Source organism: Pseudoalteromonas sp. MEBiC 03485 (assembly GCF_004195145.1).
Taxonomy (GTDB): domain Bacteria; phylum Pseudomonadota; class Gammaproteobacteria; order Enterobacterales; family Alteromonadaceae; genus Pseudoalteromonas; species Pseudoalteromonas apostichopi.
Map to the genome: position 1 here is coordinate 408,876 of NZ_SGBT01000002.1, position 22,612 is coordinate 431,487.

Annotated in this window: 15 protein-coding genes; 3 read left to right on the forward strand and 12 right to left on the reverse strand. The window is 40.8% G+C overall.

Going from position 1 to position 22,612, the window contains the following annotated elements:
* The first annotated feature begins 33 nt into the window (after window positions 1-33).
* Complete coding sequence (locus EVU92_RS18700; RefSeq protein WP_130052670.1) at window positions 34-663, forward strand: hemolysin III family protein; 630 nt, start codon at window positions 34-36, stop codon at window positions 661-663.
* Here the strand turns inward: EVU92_RS18700 and EVU92_RS18705 are convergent.
* Window positions 660-977 (reverse strand): MGMT family protein, encoded by a 318-nt coding sequence (locus EVU92_RS18705; RefSeq protein ID WP_239978154.1) that lies wholly within the window; start codon window positions 975-977, stop codon window positions 660-662. The genes EVU92_RS18700 and EVU92_RS18705 overlap by 4 nt on opposite strands.
* Window positions 955-1,872, reverse strand: a complete 918-nt coding sequence (locus EVU92_RS18710) for a LysR family transcriptional regulator (RefSeq protein ID WP_130052672.1) — start codon at window positions 1,870-1,872, stop codon at window positions 955-957. The genes EVU92_RS18705 and EVU92_RS18710 overlap by 23 nt, the downstream gene beginning before the upstream one ends.
* 117 nt (window positions 1,873-1,989) lie before the next feature.
* Between EVU92_RS18710 and EVU92_RS18715 the strand changes: the two genes are divergently transcribed.
* Together EVU92_RS18715 and EVU92_RS18720 are read left to right on the forward strand one after the other, a co-directional pair.
* On the forward strand, window positions 1,990-3,075 hold the full coding sequence (locus EVU92_RS18715) for an efflux RND transporter periplasmic adaptor subunit (protein WP_130052673.1): 1,086 nt from the start codon (window positions 1,990-1,992) through the stop codon (window positions 3,073-3,075).
* Complete coding sequence (locus tag EVU92_RS18720) at window positions 3,075-6,146, forward strand: efflux RND transporter permease subunit (RefSeq protein WP_130052674.1); 3,072 nt, start codon at window positions 3,075-3,077, stop codon at window positions 6,144-6,146. The genes EVU92_RS18715 and EVU92_RS18720 overlap by 1 nt, the downstream gene beginning before the upstream one ends.
* Before the next feature lie 139 nt (window positions 6,147-6,285).
* Here EVU92_RS18720 and rluF read toward each other — a convergent pair whose 3' ends face one another.
* The 10 genes from rluF to malQ all read right to left on the reverse strand — a co-directional run bounded on the left by rluF (window position 6,286) and on the right by malQ (window position 22,608).
* Window positions 6,286-7,230, reverse strand: coding sequence for a 23S rRNA pseudouridine(2604) synthase RluF (gene rluF, locus EVU92_RS18725; protein WP_130052675.1), 945 nt, complete (start codon window positions 7,228-7,230; stop codon window positions 6,286-6,288).
* Between the two features lie 89 nt (window positions 7,231-7,319).
* On the reverse strand, window positions 7,320-8,411 hold the full coding sequence (locus EVU92_RS18730; RefSeq protein WP_168990040.1) for an ABC transporter substrate-binding protein: 1,092 nt from the start codon (window positions 8,409-8,411) through the stop codon (window positions 7,320-7,322).
* Between the two features lie 43 nt (window positions 8,412-8,454).
* A complete protein-coding gene (locus EVU92_RS18735) occupies window positions 8,455-9,537 on the reverse strand; it encodes a DUF418 domain-containing protein (RefSeq protein WP_130052677.1) in 1,083 nt (360 codons plus the stop codon).
* 7 nt (window positions 9,538-9,544) lie between these two features.
* Window positions 9,545-10,759, reverse strand: coding sequence for an HDOD domain-containing protein (locus EVU92_RS18740; RefSeq protein WP_130052678.1), 1,215 nt, complete (start codon window positions 10,757-10,759; stop codon window positions 9,545-9,547).
* Window positions 10,760-10,850: 91 nt separating this feature from the next.
* Window positions 10,851-12,389, reverse strand: coding sequence for a glycogen/starch synthase (locus EVU92_RS18745; protein WP_130052679.1), 1,539 nt, complete (start codon window positions 12,387-12,389; stop codon window positions 10,851-10,853).
* Window positions 12,390-12,512: 123 nt separating this feature from the next.
* Entirely contained in the window at window positions 12,513-13,814 is a 1,302-nt protein-coding gene (gene glgC, locus EVU92_RS18750; RefSeq protein ID WP_054562381.1) for a glucose-1-phosphate adenylyltransferase, read from the reverse strand.
* Window positions 13,815-13,832: 18 nt separating this feature from the next.
* Entirely contained in the window at window positions 13,833-16,355 is a 2,523-nt protein-coding gene (locus EVU92_RS18755; protein ID WP_130052680.1) for a glycogen/starch/alpha-glucan phosphorylase, read from the reverse strand.
* Window positions 16,348-18,405, reverse strand: a complete 2,058-nt coding sequence (gene glgX, locus EVU92_RS18760; RefSeq protein WP_130052681.1) for a glycogen debranching protein GlgX — start codon at window positions 18,403-18,405, stop codon at window positions 16,348-16,350. The genes EVU92_RS18755 and glgX overlap by 8 nt, the downstream gene beginning before the upstream one ends.
* On the reverse strand, window positions 18,395-20,632 hold the full coding sequence (gene glgB, locus EVU92_RS18765) for a 1,4-alpha-glucan branching protein GlgB (protein WP_130052682.1): 2,238 nt from the start codon (window positions 20,630-20,632) through the stop codon (window positions 18,395-18,397). Before glgB ends, glgX begins: the two co-directional genes overlap by 11 nt.
* Entirely contained in the window at window positions 20,632-22,608 is a 1,977-nt protein-coding gene (gene malQ / locus EVU92_RS18770) for a 4-alpha-glucanotransferase (RefSeq protein WP_130052683.1), read from the reverse strand. The genes glgB and malQ overlap by 1 nt, the downstream gene beginning before the upstream one ends.
* Window positions 22,609-22,612: the final 4 nt, after the last annotated feature.

Here is a 22,612-nt window from a genome sequence, read left to right on the forward strand (position 1 = left end):
AACTGTTTTAAACACGCGTATTAGTAAATAAATATGACAAAACTACTCCCTTATTCACGCCAAGAAGAACAACTTAACGTGCTCACTCACGGCATGGGAGTACTCTTTGCGATATATGTGCTGTGGGATTTGATTTCACAATCTAATGTCGCATCGGCGACAGTGAGTGCCATCGTTTATGGATCAAGTCTACTGGTATTATTCTTAGCCTCTACTTTATATCATGCCAGTACTAAAGAACGAATTCGTGCTATTTATAAAAAATGTGACCACTGTGCTATTTACCTACTTATTGCAGGTACTTATACACCCTATTTAGTTATTACTTTATCAGGGGCATGGTCAATTGCCGCTTTAGTGTTTATTTGGTCTCTAGCTTTAGGCGGTGTTATTTATAAATTGCTAGTAAAAAACGGTAATAAAAAGGTCTCTCTCGCCACTTATTTATTAATGGGCTGGTTTGCATTGGCGCTTGTATATCCTCTTTATTTAAACCTTGATTTAAGTGCATTATGGTGGTTATTAGCAGGTGGTATTGCTTACAGCTTAGGAACTTTGTTCTACAGTGCTAAAACCCGCCATTTCAGCCATGCAATTTGGCATGTATTCGTGCTAGTTGGCTGTGTCTGCCACTACGTATCAATTAGTTTATATGTTTATTAATCCCACTGATGTAGGCGCATATTAATTTTAGTCTTATTAAATGTTACGCCTTCACTGAGTAGTTTTTGTCGTTGCTCAAGATGTTTACAGCTGCCCTCAGGAAAGGAAATTTTACCTTGGCTATTTACCACCCGATGCCACGGGATGCTTGAGCCTTCAGGCATGAGCTTTAATAGCCGCCCTACCAATCTCGAATTGTTAGGGTATCCAGCAAGCTTTGCTACTTGCCCATAACTTGCTACTTTTCCCTCTGGAATTGCACAAATAATGGTATAAATTAAATCCTCTTTACTAACGTGTGTTGGTTGCTGCACGACTATACTCCAAATATTGTTTACTGATCTCGCTAAAATCTTGCCAAATAGCTCTAGCAACAGGACCATGATGGACAGAGTGCTGTCTAAATACGCGAATTTCTGCGCCAAACTGGTGTTCACGGTCAGTAATTTTAATTTGCTGTAATAAACCAGCTTCTATTTCAGCTTTGCAGTGTTGTAAACTAATCATTGCCCAACCTGCACCAGACAATAAAAACGACTTAACACTGGTTATATCATCAATTTTCATCAATGCAGCTCCCAAGGTATAAGAAAGCCTATCACTGTCAAAGCTCAAGTCGCTTTCAAACATAGCTAAGCAAGGGTAATTTTGAATATCCGCAAAGCTGATTTCATTTGGCACCACATCAGGAGCACTGACAATACCAATATCAAATTTACCAATTGGTAGACTCTCAAAATCCCCTGTTGCATGAAACAAATCAAACCAAGGACCAATTCCTAAATCAGCCTGATGGCTGTTAACCTGCTCAAGGGATACAAAGCGTTTACCCGAAGAAATACTAAACTCTGTACTGGCAAAGCGCTTAAAGGTTTGGCTAATCACTTGGTTATAGCTATGTTGATGACAAAGCTGTTCATAACAAATTTTGTAATTTGCCTCATTGCCTAGTGCAAGTTCTTTAGCTAATGATCTTAACTCACTGTTTGCATTCATCAATTGGCGCGCTTCTCGGTAAAAAATACGGCCTTTTTCAGTTAAATGTAAACGATATTGACTTCGATCTAGTAGCTCAAAACCTAGTTCCGACTCTAGCTTCTTAATAGCCAAAGTTAGAGCAGGTTGGGTCTTATGCAATTTTACTGCGGCTTGACTCAAACTAGAGCTTTGCACAATAGCATCTAGAACGATTAATTGATTTAAATTCATTAATGGCAAACTATATAAATAAAATTAATACTGTTTCTAAAATTTAATAATTTTTATTTTATATCTTTGCAGCGTATCCTGCAGCAAATTTATGCTTTCTTATCTATGGAGAAGACAATGAGATTGGCACCCGCCGTGTTAATTAGCAGCATGTTTCTGTTACTTTCGGCATGTTCAGAGCAAGCAAAACAAGTTGAAGCAGAGCCGGTAGTACGCCCTGTTAAACTTTTTAATATTGGTAATAATTCAGAGCAAAGCATTCGCAGCTTTCCTGCTGAAGTTGTTGCTAACCAAGGTTCTTACCTAGCCTTTAGAGTTAATGGTGAGTTACTTGAGTTTCCAGCTCTAGCGGGCCAACATGTTGAAAAAGGTGAGCTTTTAGCAAAACTCGATCCCGAAGATTTTCAACTGCAATATGATGAACGCAAAGCTCGCTTTGAACTTGCTGAATCTCAACTTGACCGAGTCCAAAAGCTATTTAACCGTTCAATTGCCAGCCAATCTGAGTTAGATCAAGCGCTGGCCAATAAACAAGTTGCAGAGTCAGCGCTAAAAATAGCCAAAACCAATCTAGATAATAGTGAATTACGCGCACCGTTCGCGGGTACTGTGGCAAAGGTGTTTGTTAAAAACTTTGAAAACATTCAAGCGAAACAAAACATCTTACGCCTTGAAACACGCGACCTAATGGACGTAGTAATTCAAGTTCCCGAAAAACTTATTGCACGAATCGATAAAGACGTTGACTATCAACCTGAAGTTGTCTTCGATGGTTACCCAAACAAGTCATATCAATTAACCATAAAAGAGTTTGATACCCAAGCCGACCCTATCACTTTAACCTACAAAGTTGTGTTTTCTTTACCTGTACCAGAAGACTTTAATCTACTTGCAGGTATGACTGGCCGCGTTGATATAGATTTAAGCAAAATCACTAGCTCACAATCATCTTACACACTATTGCCTGTTGAAGCGGTTTTTTCAGAGCCTACCGAGTCTGAAAATAACAATAGCTATGTGTGGCTGTATGACCAAAATACTGGCTTAGTACATAAACAAGCTGTTGAAGTTGGCCAGTTACATCGTGATGGTATTGAAGTGCTATCAGGTATTGAGCAAGACCAAATTGTTGTTGCAGCAGGCGTGCACTCTTTAGAAGAAGGTATGAAAGTGCGCCCATGGCAAAAAGAGCGAGGCTTATAATGAGCTTCGCTGCACTTGCTATTGAAAGAAAAGTCATTAGCTGGATGTTTGCGCTGTTTTTACTGATTGGTGGAACAGTCGCTTACTTTGGCTTAGGACAACTTGAAGATCCTGAATTCACCCTAAAAAAAGCCATGGTGATCACGCTTTACCCGGGCGCGTCACCACAACAGGTTGAAGAAGAAGTTACCTTTCCTATCGAAAATGCAATTCAACAGCTGCCGTATGTTGATTACGTAACGAGTATTTCATCAACAGGTAAATCGCAAATTACCGTGGAGATGAAAAGCAATTACCGTAAACAAGACTTACGCCAAATATGGGATGAACTGCGTCGTAAAATCAACGATCAAGCAGCGTCAATGCCATCAGGGGTTTATCCTAGTAAGATTATGGATGACTTTGGTGATGTATACGGTGTGATGTATGCGGTAACCGGTGATGGTTACTCTTATGATGAACTCAAAGATTACGTTGATTATCTAAAACGCGAACTTGTTTTGGTGGATGGTGTAAGTAAAGTAACCGTAGGTGGTGAACAACAAGCCCAAGTGATGGTTGAAATTTCAACTCGTAAACTAGCCCAGTTAGGTATCTCACCCAATCGTATTTACCAGCTTTTACAAACACAAAACAGTGTGTCGAACGCAGGTAAAGTGCGCGTTGGCGATGAATCAATTCGCCTACATCCAACAGGTGAATTCAAAGATGTAAAAGAGCTCGAAAATCTACTTATCTCTAAGCCAGGTGAGAATGAACTTATTTACTTAGGTGACGTTGCTACCGTTTTTCGTGAGTATGCAGAAGTCCCTAATAATATTATTCGCTATAACCAGCAGCAAGCATTACTGGTAGGCGTGTCGTTTAGCTCTGGTGTCAATGTAGTTGATGTTGGTGCAAATATTGAGGCTCATTTAGCGTCACTTGAATATCAACGACCACATGGCATGGAAATTAACAGCGTTTATAACCAACCTGCCGAAGTTGAAAAGTCAGTAAGTGGCTTTATTATCAGCCTACTAGAAGCTGTTGCCATTGTTATTATCGTACTCTTAGTCTTTATGGGCTTTAAAAGCGGCGTATTGATTGGTGTAATACTCCTGCTAACGGTATTAGGTACCTTCATATTTATGAAGTTGTTTGCTATTGATTTACAACGTATTTCGCTTGGTGCCTTGATCATAGCCTTAGGTATGCTGGTTGATAATGCTATTGTAGTAACCGAAGGCATATTGATAAATCTAAAGCGCGGACAAACTAAACTGCAAGCTGCAACTAATATTGTAGATCAAACCAAGTGGCCGTTATTAGGTGCTACGGTTATCGCTATTACAGCATTTGCGCCAATTGGCTTGAGTTCAGATGCCAGTGGAGAGTTTGCAGGAAGCTTATTCTGGGTATTATTTATATCGTTATTACTGAGCTGGATCACAGCCATTACCTTAACGCCTTTCTTCGCTGATTTGATGTTTAAACAAGCAACTGAAAAACAGCCGCATCATGATGAAGACCCTTACCAAGGTGTTATTTTTAATGTCTATAAAGGCGTGTTACATACAGCAATGCGGTACCGTAAAACCACGCTACTTCTAATGGTTATTATGTTGGTAAGCTCAGTTTATGGTTTTAAATTTATTAAACAGTCGTTCTTCCCTGCATCAAATACACCTATGTTTTATGTTGATTATTGGCATACGCAAGGCGCTGATATTCATACCACAATGGATGGTGTTGCAAAGCTTGAAAAATTCTTACAAGCCGACCCTCTGGTTGAAGAAATAACCACAACGGTTGGTCAAGGCGCACCGCGTTTTATGCTGACTTACGCACCTGAAAAATCATACCCAGCTTATGGGCAATTGATTATTCGTGTAAAAGACCGCGAAGCTGTTACTACCATGATCAAAAAAGTACGTGATTATCAGCACGAGCATGTACTTGATGCTCAGCTTAAAGTTAAACGTATGGAAATTGGCCCATCCACTGATGCAAAAATTGAAGCACGTTTTTCTGGTGCTGATCCTGTGGTACTTCGCCAGTTAGCAAAAGAGGCAAAAGACATTCTGCATCAAGATGCAGGGGCATTTAATATTCGTGACGATTGGCGTGCTCGCTCTAAGTTAATTCGTCCGCAATTTAACGAGCAAAAAGCCCGTCGTTTAGGGATTGCTAAATCTGACCTTGATCAGCTGCTGTTAACTAGCTTATCGGGTAAACAAGTGGGCGTTTATAAAGATGGCACACAAATGCTACCTATTATTGCTCGTTCGCCTGCTGAAGAACGCTTAAACGTTGAAAGCTTGCGTGACTTACAAATTTACAGCCCTGTGTTAGGTGTGTTTGTACCGGTGACCCAAGTGGTTGATGATTTTGTTGTTGAGTGGGAAGACAGCTTGATCATGCGACGTGACCGTAAGCGTACCATCACTGTGATGGCCGACCACGATGTTATTGGCGATGAAACTCCAGCGAAGCTTTTTGCACGTGTTCGCAAAGACATAGAAGCTATTGAGCTGCCTCGTGGCTATGAATTGCAGTGGGGCGGCGAATATGAGTCATCAAGCAAAGCGCAAAAAGCTATTTTCGGCTCATTGCCGCTAGGTTACTTAGCTATGTTCGCTATAACTGTACTGCTATTTAACTCGGTTAAAAAGCCTTTAGTGATTTGGGCGACAGTGCCGCTGGCTATTGTTGGTGTATCCGCAGGTTTATTACTAATGAATGCTGCATTTAGCTTTATGGCACTACTTGGCTTACTGAGCTTAAGCGGCATGCTCATCAAAAACGGCATTGTCTTAGTTGACCAAATTAACCTTGAACTCGATAGCGGCAAAGACCCTTACAAAGCGGTGTTCGACTCTGGGGTGAGCCGTGTTCGTCCTGTAGCGATGGCTGCAATTACCACCATTTTAGGCATGATCCCACTGCTATTTGACGTGTTCTTCCAGTCAATGGCGGTAACCATTATGTTTGGTCTTGGTTTTGCCACAGTACTGACACTGATTGTTGTGCCTGTGCTCTATACCATGCTGTTTAAGATCAAAGTACCTAAACAGCGTCATGCTAATTAATACAGATTGACTCTCAACCAAAAGCCCTAACATCAAATTGTTAGGGCTTTTTCTTTAAAAAGTGAACACTCTAGTTAAGTTTTAAAGTGGAAGGCTAATTAACGTTAGTGTAATTAACGTCACATTATTATTCTGAAGCCTATTTTTTCAGGCTTAATGTACCGGTGCGTTTTGTACTGCTACGCTTAGTTTGATTTGGTTTTGATGAGTGAGAATTGCCAGCCTTTGATCTTGATTGACCTTGTTTGGCATCACCTCGTGCCTTTTTCACGTATTTAGAGAAGTCGCGCTTTTTTTCTTCTTCATTGCGTGGTTTTTGCTTGGCACGAGCTTGAGTAGGTTGTTTATTTTCATCAACTGAACGCTCTTCCGTTTTACCTGAGTCAGCAATTGAGTTATTGATCTCAGCCATTTCTTGTTCGGTTAAGTGACGCCACTGCCCGACTTTTAAACCTTTTAGGGTCACGTTCATAATTCGTGTGCGCTTTAGAGTCACCACTTCATAGCCTAAATATTCGCACATACGGCGTATTTGGCGGTTTAAGCCTTGTGTTAGCACTATGGTAAATTGCTGTGGGCCCGTTTGTTTAACTTTACACTTTTTAGTGACAGTATCGAGGATAGGAATCCCGTTTGCCATCTTATTCACGAACTGGCGGTTAAGCGGTTTATCAACCGTCACTACATATTCTTTTTCATGATTATTACCAGCGCGAAGAATTTTATTAACGATGTCGCCTTCGTTGGTTAAGAAGATTAACCCTTCTGAAGGTCTATCTAAGCGTCCAATAGGGAAAATACGTTCTGGGTAATTAACCGCTTTAACAATATTGCTTTGGATTTTTCGCTCAGTCGTACAAGTAATACCAACAGGTTTGTTATAGGCGATATAAACCAGCTTAGGTTTTGCTTTTAATGGTTTACCATCAATGAGTACATCATCGGCGTCACTGACTTTTACGCCCATTTCAGGCAAGTTGCCGTTAACAGTAACACGACCTTCTTCAATATATTTATCTGCCTCACGGCGTGAACAAAAACCTGTTTCACTGATAAATTTATTTAATCGCTTTAACTCTGTCATGGCACACTTCTGTCTGGATTTTAAAGCCGCTAGTTTATACCAGAAGACTTTACCAAGCTAGGTAGAATCTAGGCTCTTTCACTACACTTTTAGTGTAGTGCTGCGTTTTTAGGCTTTTCGCTCAATAAACTATGTAGAGTATCAAAATCGAACGCGTACTCGGTACTTTTTCTGTTTTGCAATAAGAAAGTTTCAAAAGGGATAACCGACCAGTCTTTGATGTTTCTTAGCCAGTTGTAACTTTGAATATTGTGCTTTGTGATCACCCCAAGCTGAAATTTAATCGCATCATGATTTTGCCAATAAGGGTTACCATTATGATGATCGACCAAGCTAATTAATGCCCATGCACCCATCATAAAATGCCCGCCAACACTGGCTGTGAGTTTTTGCTGTTCAATTAAGTTTAAATTATCGTCAAGCCAATCAATGCCACCAATAAAATAGACTCTATCTGTCTTACCTTTTACTGCTTCAAGGGCACCTTGTGCCATTAAATCAGAGGCACACCAAATCACATTAGTATCAGGGTATCGTTGTAACAATCGGCTTACTTTATTCTCGGCTTCTTGCTTATTCCAACCAGCATACACAACTTGCTCAAGCTCAACATCTTGTTTTCGTAGATAGTGCACGAGCCCATCACTGCGGGTGTCAGATTCAGTGCCATAATGACCATTAATCGCAACGAAGTGAGGCGTTTGCTGCGTATTTATTGCCTCATCAAGTAAGGCTTTGCCAAGTTGCTCACCCGCTTTAAAGTTATCGTGAAATACTTCCCCAAGCCAATACTTAAAGCGCTGACGGGGTTTACCCACTTCGTCTCGCTCTACGCCAACAATCGTTTCTTCAAGGGTGATAAATTTCACTTTGTGTTGTTCAAGCAAACTCATTGATTGCTCTGCGCCACCTGGGTAATTGATTAAAATGGCGTAATCAGGTTTAGGGTTATATTGCAGGTATTGTTTTAGTTCGGCTAATTGAATGTGGCGATTTCCACCACCGTAAATTGTTGTGAGAGAAACATTATTTTGCTTGGCAGCAACCTGCATCACATCAGTCACTTTTTGCCAAAATACATCGCTTTTAACAGAGGGATTAACTAACAGCACAGAGAATTGCTCGCCAGCATAAAGTGGTGAATAGCAAAGCAATGTAAAAACCAACAAACAAATTCGCATTACCACTCCGCTTTGTTTTTCTTTGATTGTAGTATATGAGGAATTATCTAGACAATTTCCGCCAAATAAATTCACACGGACCATGTGTAAAATACTGGCTATACACTTTACAAAAAAACAACTGAAAAACAAGCACAACAGCAATTACCAACCAATAATCTATGCGATCAAAATTAAGTGCTGCGGTAGGGTATGCGACTTTAAAAAACAGGATAAATACGACTGTTTGCATTAGATATAACGTCAACGACATACGCCCTGCCTGCTGTAGCAACAAGCAGTTACTAGGTGTATTTTTAACTACTTTTATAATGATGTGGCAATAACAAATGGCCACGGCTAAAGCAGCAAGCCAATTAATCGGTTCCACAATCGCGTACATAAATACACTGCTGCTAGGGTCTATCATCAACCTTACAACTGTTAAACCAATAGCCGCTGGAACAATCATGTTAAGCTGAGCTTTCGTTAAGCCGTCAACAAATACCCCTTGTTTATATAGATAAACGCCCACCAGCATTAACCCTGCAGCCATCCACATAGTGATCAGTGGCACAGCAATAAGCATTATAATAAACATCAAAAAGTTGCTGACGAATCCTGCGAAGTAAGAAGAATAAGCCGCATCATACGCCATTAAAAAGCTCTCAGAGCTTCGCGTTACAGGGGTAAACTCCGGCTCTACAAAGGCAAGTAAAAATGAAATGAAAGCACCAAGGAATAAGAACAATATGCCCATACGCAGTATTTTTTCTTCATCTTGCTGGCTAAATTTAAGGGTTAACCAGCCTGCACAGGCATAAATAAACAATATATCACCAGCCCATAATAGAAAGCCATGAGCAAGGCCAATACAAGCCAAAACTTGTAGCCGTTTATGTTGCTTCTCGACGTTTTGCCAAAGCTGCCATTGAATGACTAAAGATGCACCAAATAATAGGCAAAATAAACTTCTAAAGCGCCCATCAATGAAAACTGTATTTACGGTGTAAATGAGTGAGTCTGAAAAGGGTGGCGCAGCACTTGGGGTATAGTCGTACTCAAATAGAGCAAAGCTGTAGATGTTCATAAACATCAAGCCGAGTACCGCAATACCCCGTAAAACATCCATATTTATATTGCGCATAAATCCCTTATAAGTTTTGTCTGCAGCTATCGCTCCAATTTACTGCATTTTCGTATATTTTGGGAAGATCTGCACTTTCAATACTTAAATAGGCAACGGCCTGCTCAAGCGCCCACCAGCTGCCGGTTTCGTAAGCTTTGACAGTTTCAAGTATGTAATACAAAATATTTTTTTCTTGCATTAAAGCAGCATGAATTTCGTCAGGAAACGGCAATCGATCCAATAGCTTTTCCATAGGCTGATCTAATATGGCATCAAGTAACGAAAACAGTCCCGTTAAAAAAGCCTCACCCGTTTGCTGCTTAGCAACACGCTGAGCTATTAATTCGCAAAAGCGTGCTCTGACAACACAAAGCCGAGTAAGCTCGGCTGGTTTTGATTGGGCACTGTGGGCGGTGATAATTAAGCTCACAAACTTTTTCAGTCGTTCATGGCCAAGATAAACTAGCGCTTGTTTTAAAGAGCCAATTTTACTCTTGATAGGAAACACGCCGCTATTTATTAAACGCAGCAATTTATAAGCAAGTGCGGTATCTAACGAGAACAAGCCAGCAATTTCGCTTATGTTTGGATCTGGGCGCATTACTTCAGCATAAATTGATAATACGAGTGCGTAGTTGTAATCAATATCGCGATGCTGAATCATTTTGGGTTTTGCAAAGAAATAACCTTGGAAGAAGTCAAAGCCCATTTTATAGGCTTTGTCGTAATCATCAGCTGTTTCAAGTTTTTCGGCTAAAAGCTTTATTTTTTTATGTTCTTTAAGCTTGTTAACAACAGGAGCAATTTCTTCAAAAGGAGTTTGCTGTACATCAAACTTGATAAGACGAATAAGTTTTAAAAAGCGATCCCATTCAGGTTGATAGACAAAATCGTCCAATGCCAACTTATAATTGTTATGAAACAACTCACGACAATATTCGTAATTTTCGTCGGTAGGTTCCATGGTTTCTAGTAACTCAATCACCACATCTTGAGTTGGCAGAAACGCGCAAAGGTCCAGCTTCAAAGACTCTGGACCTATATTAATTAATGCTTTTTTGCCCGACGTAATATGACGGGTACCTAAATTGAGCTGGTTTTCCATAATAAGTCGAGCCGTTGCCGTACTCTCTGACACATCAGGAAAACTATTTTGTAAACTATCTCTAAATAGTAGCTCATAGGCGACAACTTGTTGACGACGGTTAAAGACCGCTTGCCTAGCAACAAATACAGCCACTTTACCTACTTTTTATATTTTATCTCACACTAAGTAATTAATAGCTGAAATTGACAAAAAAGTCACTTAATTACCATGAATCACGCATTTTTTATTGATATAAGCCTGATAAATAGCCTTCTGCCACAGATTGCCACGTAAAACGGGCATTTTTGGCCTGTTCACATATTGAACACCATTTATCTGGTTGTGATTTCTTAAGCTCAAGCGCATCGCTAAAACTAGTAACAAGTTCGTAGCTTTGTGCTGCTAAACTCTCACCTTGAAAACTAAAACCACTGACAAGATGGTCGACAGTATCACGTAAACCGCCCACGCTATGGACTAAACACGGCTGCCCTGCTCGCATAGCTAACATTTGACTAATACCACAAGGTTCAAATGAACTTGGCATTAGGAATAAATCACCTAAATGGTACATGTATTCACCAACAAAATGTGCGTACCCTTTTAAAAATAGCAGGTTTTCTTGACGAGCCATAACCGATGTCATAATTTGCTCAAGTTCAGCATCCCCAGAACCTAAAATAATCATGTAACCGTTATGCTGTTTTAAGCGCTGACACAACTCATCTAACACGAGCCCTTTATCATAAGGCTGACGAAGTAGCAGTGCTTTTTGATCTGTCAAACGACCAACACTTGTTACTAATGGCCCGGAAAACGGCTGAGTTTTAAATTTAAGTAATCTTTGATGAGCTATGTAATAGCTTGAATCTAATACAGGGCTTTTTGCCATCCATTGAAATAATGCATTTTCAGCATGCTGATAAAGACTCGCTAAACTAATGTCGTCAAGCTTCATTCCAGGGTATTCGCAGCCATTAAGAATGCCCACTACGCGGCCTTGTTCATAGGCAGCTTGCAAGTCAGCTTCAAGACCCTCCCCTCCAAAAAAACCTTTTTCAGCATCACTTGGACGCAGTACTTCTTGGCAATAAGTTGGCGATACAAGATGTACTTTATCAACCAAGTTAATTGCAGTGCGCATTGGGTTAAAGCAATCAAAGTAACGCGGATCGCATAATTTTTCGCCGTTATAACCTAAACCTGGGAACCAGGCTTCAAGGCTTGAGCTGTCGCCTTTAAAAGGACGTATCCCTTGCAATGCAAGGTTATGAACTGTGTAGGCTAAGAATAAATGCGCTAGTTTTCTGTAGCGACTGTCTGTTTTTAGTAATAAAGCAACACAGGCACTATGCCAGTCATGTAGATGAACTACATCCGGTGTGCGAATAATTCCTTGTAGCAAAGCTTCACATACAGCGGCGTTAAAAAGAGCAAACTTACTTGCATCCGTAGCAAACGGACGGCCGGGTTCATCATTACAATAAACAGCACCGTTATGACGGCTAAATTCCCAGTGAGATATAACTAGTTGTGTTACACCTTTTTCACTTTTAGCTAGTTTCCACACATCAAGCTTTTGCATTTGTCCGGCAAATGGCACATGCACTTCACCAATATGATGACGCTCTAAATGACTAAAGCCGTAATCAGGTATGACTACATCAACACTCAGTCCTTTTTCTACTAAAGCTTTAGGACAATCTCTAACAACATCCGCTACACCACCGACTTTGGCATTCGGTAATGCATCATTCTCTGCAGCTACCATCAATACATGCATGCTTTGCAGTACTCCATAAAACTGTTATACCAATCAGCAATAATACTTAATTAAGCAAATTGATATTATTCAAATATAAATAAAGGAGGGACATGCCCTCCCTTTTTCATTTAGCGCGATTGCTTAAGCAAGTCGTTTATTATCTTGCTCTTGTTGTTTTAACTTTTTTGCAAGTTCATTCAACATATCACGAGTTACCAGCACAATCCCTTTTTTCGAGACTCTAAAGCCATTTTCTTTGTCGGCCTTGTGGTCGTAACCAATTTCTAGGCCCGCTGGGATCTCACAGTTGCGGTCAATAATAGCACGCCTAATTCGGCAGTTTCGCTGTATTTTTGCACCAGGTAAAATCACTGATTCTTCTATTTCACAGAATGAGTGAACATAGACATTCGAGAACAGCAGTGACTTTTTAACTTTAGAGCCAGAGATAATACAGCCACCCGATACTGTTGAATCAACAGCCATACCACGTCTGTCATCATCATCAAAAATGAATTTCGCTGGCGGTAACTGCTCCTGATAAGTCCAGATTGGCCATTTTGGATCATAAAGGTCAAGCTGAGGCTCTGGCATTACCAGCTCCATGTTGGCTTCCCAGAATGAATCAAGCGTACCAACATCGCGCCAGTATGGCTGACCATCTGTGTTAGAGTCTCTAAACGGATATGCAAACACGTTATGCTCTTCGATGATAGCTGGGATAATATCGTGACCGAAATCACGACCAGAACCTTCAGTTTCTGCGTCTTTTTTCAATTGTTCAAATAAGAACTCAGTATTGAAAATATAGTTACCCATTGATGCTAAACAGGTCCCAGGCTTACCTGGTACAGACGTTGGCTCAGCAGGCTTTTCATCAAAACGACGGACACGATTGCTTTCATCAACCGTCATTACACCAAATGTATCTGCAGCTTCTTCGCAAGGTACTTCAATACAACAAACCGTCATATCAGCACCTGTCTCAACGTGTTTTGCCAACAAACCGCCGTAATCCATACAATATACGTGGTCACCAGAGAGGATCATGACATATTTAGGTAGTTCATGACGGATGATATCCATATTTTGGAATACCGCATCAGCTGTGCCGCAATACCACTCGTCACCATATCGCTGAGATGCTGGTAAAATCTCTACAGATTCACCCAGCTCTTTCTTAAAGTGGCCCCATGCACGGTTTACGTGACGAATTAACGAGTGCGACTTATATTGAGTAGCAATACCAACTCGACGAATACCTGAATTAATACAGTTCGACAGTGGAAAGTCGATTATTCGGTGTTTACCACCAAAATAGACTGCTGGTTTAGCACGCCAGTCTGTTAATTCATGTAAACGTGAGCCTCGTCCCCCTGCTAAGATGAGGGCATACGTTTCTCTGGTTAAACTACTTATGTATCGGTTTGCATAACTTGGCATAACTCTCTCCGTCTTAAGCTAGCTGCTTTTCTTCTGTGTGTTTTGCTGTGCACTAGTATCCAGTAATGGCTCCAAATGCCAGATGTCGTCACTGTATTGACTAATGGTTCTATCGCTCGAAAACATGCCACTGGCTGCAGTATTCAAAATACTCATCTTGGTCCAGTGAGCAGTGTCTAAGTAGGCTTGTTCAACTTGCTCTTGCGCTTCTACAAAGCTGGCAAAATCATGAGCGACTAACCATGGATCGTGCGGGCTCTTAATCGCCGCGATAATGTCGTCAAATAAATTAGGCTCAAACAAGTTGAAGTGACCGCTCTCAAGTAAGTGCATTACCTTATAGAGACTGTCAGTTTGGTGAATAATCTGCTCTGGATTATAGTGCGCTTTGATATCATCAATTTGCTCTGCACGTGCACCAAATAAGAAGAAGTTGTCCGCACCCACAGCATCACGAATTTCGATGTTAGCACCATCTAACGTACCTATGGTCAAAGCGCCGTTCATCATGAACTTCATATTACCTGTGCCAGATGCTTCTTTACCTGCTGTAGAGATTTGCTCAGATAAATCCGTTGCTGGGCAAATGGTTTCCATTGCTGTTACATTGTAATTTGGTAAAAAAGCAACTCTTAAATACGGTTTAGCAAGCGGATCTTTGTTGATTACTTCTGCTACGTTATTAATTAATTTAATAATTTTCTTCGCCATGTAGTAACCAGGTGCAGCTTTACCACCCAATAGCACACAACGAGGAACAATGTTTGCTGTATCGCCCTGGCGAATACGGTCGTAAAGGTGAATAACGTGCAGTACGTTTAATAGCTGACGCTTATATTCGTGAATACGTTTAACTTGCACGTCAAACATCATTTCGGCGTCAAACTCTACACCACAGCGGTTTTTCACTAACTCAACAAGGCGTTGCTTATTGCTGTGTTTTACAGCTTGCCATTGTTTATGGAATTTAGGATCGTCATATAAACGGCGTAACTGGCTAATTTTGCTAAAGTCAGCAACCCATTCATCACCAATGTGTTGATTAAGCAGTTTAGCCAACTCAGGGTTACAATGTGCTAACCAGCGACGTGGTGTTACACCATTGGTTTTGTTGTTGAATTTTTCTGGCCATAGCTGATAAAACTCATTGAATAAGCCCGCTTTAAGTAGCTCAGTGTGAAGTGCAGCCACACCATTAACCGAATAGCTACCCACAATCGCTAAATACGCCATGCGAATTTGTGGCTCTGGGCCTTCTTCGATCAGTGACAATGCACGTTGTTTTTCAACATCACCAGGCCAAGTTAAAGCAACTTCAGCTAAGAAACGCGCATTGATTTCATAGATAATTTCTAAGATACGCGGTAATAATCGGGCAAATAATGATACTGACCACTTTTCTAATGCTTCAGGCAGTAAAGTGTGATTAGTATAAGCCATGGTCTTAGTAGTGATAGACCAAGCATCTTGCCAATCAAGCTCATACTCATCAACCAAAATATGCATAAGCTCAGCTACAGCAATACTTGGGTGTGTATCGTTTAATTGAAAAACATGGTAATCGGCAAAGTCAGAAAAATCTTCGCCATGTTTACTAACCCAAGTATCAATGATGTCTTGTAAGCTCGCTGATGATAAGAAATATTGCTGACGCAAACGCAGTTCCTTACCGTTCTCACTACTGTCATTTGGGTAAAGTACCATTGTAATTTGTTCGGCTAAGTTTTTACGAGCTACCGCTTCTGAATAACTACCTGCGTTGAATTCGCTCAAATCAAATTCATCAGTAGCTTCTGATTTCCATAAACGTAGAGTATTTACAATATCGTTCTTGTATCCTGGAATTGGTACGTCATAAGGCACTGCTAAGACATCGTGAGAATCTAGCCATTGGCGGTGCTCACGGCCATATTTATCAGTATAGCTTTCAACATGACCAAAAAATTTTACACGCTTTGATTGCTCAGGCGCACTGAGCTCCCAAGGGTGGCCTTCACGTAGCCAATTATCTGGTTGTTCAATCTGATGACCATTTTCAATAGCTTGATTAAACATCCCATATTCATAACGGATACCATAGCCAATCACTGGCAATGCAAGGCTTGCACAGCTATCTAAGAAACATGCTGCTAAACGCCCTAAGCCACCATTACCAAGACCGGCATCATGCTCAGCTTCTGCAACTTGCTCAAGTTCTGTACAGTACTCTTGTAATGCTTTAGCGACTTGCTCGTCTAGATCTAAGTTTAAAATCGCATTACCAAGTGCACGCCCCATTAAAAACTCAAGTGATAAGTAAGCTGTTTTACGGCGCTTTTGCTCATGAATTTGTTGTTTAGTAACACGACAGCGGGCAACAAGCCTGTCTCTAATAGTTAAGGCTAATGCATGGTATAAATACAGTTGTGATTTACCGACTTTGTCACGCCCTAAGGTGTAATAAAAATGGCGTGATAAATCATCGTCTAGGGTACTTTCATCAACTATAGGCGCATCCTGCCAGCCCTTTACAACACATACTTGATCGGCATTTTTAGCCATGATTTAGATCCTCTGAATTGGCGGTAAAAACCCAGCTGCTCATAGCAGCAATCTGTTGTTCCTTATCAACAAACTGTGTTGACATGGGGTGAATACTGGTCAGTGCTAATCGCCACTTTCCTTTTTCTAAACTAGGAAGTTGGCAATTTACCGGCTCTGATCCTGCATTTAAAATAATCAATAAAGCTTGATTTGTGTGCTTGTCTGTCAGGCTGTAGATCAACACTTGACGATCGCCTTGATGCCAATCATCTTGTTGCATATTAGTGCCTGATTCTGTAAACCATGCGACCTCATAACGTGGGTCATTATCGTGAACAAAAAAATGGTGTTTAAAAATACTGAACTGCTTACGAATGCGCAGTACATCGTCAATAAATCGGGTTAAAGGGTGACTAAGTTGTGAGTCTTTCCATGCAAGCCAGCTTGTGCGATTGTTTTGACAATAAGCGTTGTTGTTACCACCTTGTGAGTGTGCCATTTCGCTTCCTAAAGAAAGCATAGGTACGCCTTTAGAAAGTAACAAAGTTAGCAGCATATTTTTTTGTTGTTGTAAGCGTAATTTGCTTACTTGTGGGTCATTGGTAAAACCTTCGGCACCACAATTAAAAGAGTGATTGTCACTGTGGCCATCCCGATTTTGCTCACCATTAGCTTCATTATGTTTATTTTCGTAGCTGACTAAATCAGCAAGCGTGAAACCATCATGACTAGTGATAAAGTTGATACTATTGAGAGGGCCACGTAAGTTATGTTCAAACAAATCGAACGAACCATGTAAACGTTTTGCTAGCTCACCAATAACACCCTGTTCTTGTTTCCAAAAGCGCCTTATAGTATCGCGATATTTATCATTCCATTCACGCCAAGGTGAGGGAAAAGCTCCTAATTGATAACCGCCAGGACCTATATCCCATGGCTCTGCAATGAGTTTAACTTGGCTAAGTATAGGATCTTGATTGATAGCTTGAAAAAATGCATGTGCTTGATTAAAGCCATTGGGGTTACGAGCTAAAATCGTCGCTAAGTCAAAACGAAAACCATCTACTCCCATTACTTCAACCCAATACCGCAAGCTATCAAGCACAAGTTGTAAAGTCCGAGGCGAATCAATATTTACCGTGTTGCCGCAGCCTGTATCATTAATGTAATGTTTTGGTTTCTCTGCAACTGTACGGTAATAACCGAGATTATCTAATCCGCGAAGTGACAAGATAGGCCCATCAGTTCCTGCTTCAGCGGTGTGGTTATAAACCACGTCTAATATTACTTCGATATCAGCTTTGTGTAGCGCCGTCACCATTTCTTGAAATTCACAAATATCATCATTAACTAGATAATCTTTATGCGGCGTAAAGAAATTAAGCGTGTTGTATCCCCAGTAATTTTGTAAGCCTTTCGCCGTTAAAAACTGCTCGCTTATAAAAGCATGGACAGGTAATAATTCTATGCAAGTCACACCAATCTTGCGCAGGTGCTCAATAAAACTTGGATGGCTTAAACCTAAAAACTTACCTTGCAAAGATTTTGGGATCTCTGGGTGACGACAGGTTGCACCAACCACATGGCATTCATAAATAACCGTTTTGCCCCAGCAATGATTTGGTTTTTTCCCAGCGTAAGGTGTTAGTTCCCGTACCCGTGATTTAGGCATATCAATCGCGTTGTTAACCTGGCTTAATTTCCCAACAGGCATTTGCCCATAATGGCGTTCACTCCAAGTAAATTCGCCATATATATCACGTGCGTAAGGGTCCAATAGCAGTTTGTGATTATTAAAAAATAGCCCTTTTTCAGGTGCATACTCACCATCAGCCCGAAAGCCATACAAAGCACCACTTTTCAGAGGACTCACTTTTAGCGTCCATATCCCGCCTTCGTTCATATGCATCGCGAGAGTGAGAATCTCAGAATGACCACTACTGTCAAATAAGCACAACGACATATGTTGCGCTTGAGGGGCGTACACAGCAAAATTAACGCCATTGCCAACAACAGACGCACCTAAAGGAGAGCTCACCCCGACTTCGAGTTCGACACTATGACTCATCGCTCACCTTCTTCAGGTAAATAGTTGCAAGACCAGGCAAAGAGATACTAATACTTTGATTAAAACCATGACTTTCTATAGCTTGGCTTGTAATGATTTGTTCGGCGTGACTGGTAACTTCAACACCGGAACCAAAATAGTCAGTTTTGTCGGTATTTAAAACGACTTGATAAGAGCCCGATTTTGGCACGCCAATGACATAATCGTGATATACCTGTGGAGTTAAGTTACAAATCACCACCACAAAGTCTTTCGCTTTTTTTGCATAGCGAATAAAGCTAAACATACTTTGCTCAGCATTAGTGCTATCAAGCCATGCAAACCCTGCAGGGTTGGTGTCTTGCTCATACAAGGCTGGGGTGCTGGTGTAAACGGCATTCAATTCTTTGATAGTTTGCTGCATACCACGATGGCTCATATGCTCAAGCAAATGCCAGTCAAGAGATTGATCGTGATTCCACTCTTTGCGTTGGGCGATTTCTGCACCCATAAATAACAGTTTTTTACCCGGATGCGCCCACATAAACGCATAATATGCACGTAAGTTTGCAAACTTTTGCCAATCATCTCCTGGCATTTTTTCTATTAATGAGCCTTTACCATGCACGACTTCATCGTGACTAAGCGGCAAAATATAGTTTTCGCTGTAAGCGTAAACCATTGAAAAAGTCATTTCATGATGATGATGCGAACGGTATATCGAATCACGTTGCATATAATGCAAACTGTCATTCATCCAACCCATGTTCCATTTATAACCAAAGCCTAAACCATCATGATCAACTTGGCGTGTAACCCCTGGCCATGCTGTCGACTCTTCAGCCACCATCATTATGCCTGGATTTTTTGCATAGCAGCGCATATTTACTTGTTTTAAACACTCAATGGCGCCTAGGTTTTCTCGACCACCAAATTGGTTTGCAATCCACTGCCCTTCTTCACGGCTATAATCCAGATAAAGCATTGAAGCAACAGCATCAACACGTAAGCCGTCAATGCCAAACTCATTTAACCAATACATTGCATTTGCAATTAAAAAGCTGCGAACTTCTGCTCGGTCATAATTGTATATATACGTATTCCAATCTGGATGAAATCCTTGTCTAACATCAGCATGCTCGAATAAATGGGTTCCGTCAAAACGATGTAAACCATGAGGATCGCTAGGAAAGTGCCCGGGTACCCAGTCAAGAATAAGACCGATATCGGCTTCATGACACTGTTCAACAAAATAAACAAAATCTTCAAAACTGCCATAGCGGCTGGTCGGTGCAAACAATCCAACGGGTTGATAACCCCATGATCCATCAAAGGGATACTCACTGATAGGCATTAATTGCAAATGCGTAAAACCAAGCTCTTTAGTGTACGGAATAAGGTTATCGGCAAGCTCACGCCATGTTAAATAGCGCTCCCCGTTATCTCTTCTTTGCCAAGAACCCGCGTGCACTTCATAAATACAGACTGGCGCATTAACACTGTTACGTTTTGCACGATTAGCTAACGCTTGTTCAGAAAGCGCCACCCCAGTATTTAGCTTTTGTAAGACTGATGCTGTGCCAGGTGCTTGCTGCATTTTGAACGCGAACGGGTCTGCTTTTTCAAGGACTTCACCTGTCAATGTTGTGATGGCAAACTTGTAACATTGATGTTCTTTTAGATCTGGGATAAACAACTCCCAAACACCACTAGCTGGGTGAAAACGCATAAAATGGCGATTACGCTGCCAGTAGTTAAATTCACCAATCACAGAAACACTGCTAGCATTCGGTGCCCATACCGTAAAGCGTACTCCATCGACACCTTGTTGAGATACAAAATGAGCACCAAAATGTTGATACGCATACTCTAAACTACCTTCATTAAACAGATACATAGCCTGTTCATCTAAGGTGCTATCAAAACTGTACTCATCATGTTGTAGATGGTTAAATTCATCGCTATAACTGACATCTAGTTGGTAGTCAGGCTTTGTTTTTGACTTGATATTAGCAATAAATAAGTGACTATTACCTTGTTGCTGCGCAACGATTTTTTCTGTACCAAGTAAAACCGTAACACTACTAGCACCAGGCAAAAAACAACGTATGTCATAACTTGAGTCATCACTTTTATGAGGCCCAAGAAAGCTGAAGGGGTCTCTAAAACAACCACTGACTAATGCATCTATCTGTTTTTGATAAATAATAGGTTGTGCATTTTGCTCTTGACGAACTCGACTTCGCATTATTGATTCCTTATCGAGATTAAATTGGCTAAGAATGACTGTTGCGCTTTAATAATTTCCGCCGCTGGACGCGATAATAAACGCCGCCAATTTGGGTACTCTTTGTCTGTACCGGGGATATTTACAGGCAGTACTTGCTGGTCTAAATCATCTATTTGAATAGTAAATAGCCTTGCTGATGCTGCTGCTAAAGACGATGCCAGAGCTTCATATACCAAGAAAGCGTCTGCATCTAACGATAAATATTGTTCTGATTCGCGCGCTATAAAGTTTAGCATGCGTTGCTTTTCAAGGTTTCGCGCATCAAACAGAGCCCTTGCTTGCCCTTCATCTAGCAAACCATATTGTTGTTTAATGGTAATATCATGGCCAATCCACCAACCTTTAAAAGGTGGAACGTCATGGTTTGCTATCATTAATAAGCTTTGAGGAGCAAAATGCTCAGCGGCTAAAAACTCGCCTTGATAATCTTTTTCGAAATAAAACAGTCCATTAGAATATATTGCGCTCGCTTTTAGAGCTTCACGTACTTCATTCGGTACAACTCCTAAATCTTCACCAATCACCACACATTGATTAAGGTGAGATTCAATTTTAAGCACCGCTAATAAATGCTCAAATGGATAATAGACATAACAACCATCTTGCTGTGAATTATTTTTGAAGCACCACCAAAGTCGACGAATTGCCATTACATGGTCAATTCTCAGACCGCCAACGTCTTCCATATTGGCTCGGATAAGCGAACGATAGAATGCAAAGTTGTCCTTGCTTAACTTTTGCGGATTAAGGGCTGGTAGCCCCCAGTTTTGGCCATGCTCAGCCCAAGGATCTGGTGGTGCGCCGACATGCGCACCTTCGGCAAAAAGTTCGTTTTGGCTTTTAAACTCACTACCATCACCTGCACACCCAACAGCTAAATCATTGATTAGGCCAATAGCCATACCACTATCACGGGCTGCTTGTTGGCATATATTTAATTGTGAATGCGCTTGCCATTGTAAGTAACTTGCATAATCACGATCGCCAACCAGCATGGTGGATAGGCTACGCTTATGCGTATCACAAAAAATCGCGAACTGTTCTTTTCGATCTGGTGAGGCAAACTCGCAAAAATGCTGATACAAACAACTAAATACTTGATATTTGAATTCACTGACCGATGTGTAATCGATGTAAGACGAATTGGGTTGCGGCTTATCTGCTAATAATTTAGTAAGTACCTTATTATTTTTGGCGTCCTCGCATTGCGATACAGCAATATATAAAGGATTTAATAAAGCTCGGGAATTTGGGCTATAAGGGCTTGCTCTTTCTGGGCTATGCACAAATAATAAATGCAAGGGATTAAGTAGCACATAATCCATATTTTGTGCTGCTGCTTCTTGAATCAGCTTTTCTAAATCCGCAAAATCACCAATACCTAAACCATCTTCATTACATAAGCTATAAAGCTGAATAGATAAACCTAAACGCTTTTTATCATCAATAGAAAAACACTCTTTTGGTACTACCCAAAGTTGGCTGTGAGACTGCTGATCTGCAACAGAAATTAGCGCATCATGATATCCAATCGGCATGTCAGGAACCGGTAAAGCGAGTTCGAGATAACGTATGCCATTTAAACCATAATCTCCGAGTACCTCTAAACCCTGTAAGTTTTCACGGGTAAAGTAAATATTTAACGAAGGAACGCTTAATGTGCATGATCGTGATAACAAACGTTCATCTAAGCGTACTTTCAAAATAGGCTGATGTGCCTCAACAATACTTGTTTGAGGCAACAAATTCAGCCAAGTACCTGCATCTAATGCAAAATTAAGTTGCTTAATTGCATCTTCATCTTGAGTATCGATACCACAACAACTAAGTGCCTGCCTACGTGTACTTTCATCGAAAATAACATGTTCGCCAGTGTACTTAGTGTATTCATAGCCTATGCCATGCAGGTAATATAACTGCGAAAGTGACTGCATTAAA